We start from the raw sequence: 236 nt of genomic DNA, 5'->3' as shown, positions 1-236 counted from the left end.
GGGATGTATCAGGCGTTGCACGCGAAACACGGCATCCGATGTTCCATGACGGATGGCTATGACTGCTACCAAAACGCCCTGGCAGAGCGGGTCAATGGGATATTGAAGACAGAGCTTCTGATCCAGCGACCGCAGGACTTGATACAGGCGAGAAGGATGGTGAGCGAGTCGGTGTCGATCTATAACAGCGAGCGGCCGCATCTGTCTTTGGAATACAAAACGCCCGATGCGGTGCA

1 protein-coding gene is annotated in these 236 nt (G+C 55.1%); it reads left to right on the top strand.

Annotation, left to right across the window (positions count from 1 at the left end; translation table 11 throughout):
• The coding region (locus NTD87_RS16040) for an integrase core domain-containing protein (RefSeq protein WP_262114992.1) at positions 1 to 236 on the top strand (236 nt) is incomplete at both ends.

The organism is Pseudomonas sp. 6D_7.1_Bac1 (assembly GCF_025465945.1).
In the GTDB taxonomy this organism is placed as follows: Bacteria; Pseudomonadota; Gammaproteobacteria; order Pseudomonadales; family Pseudomonadaceae; genus Aquipseudomonas.
This window is presented reverse-complemented; position numbering and strand designations above follow the sequence as displayed.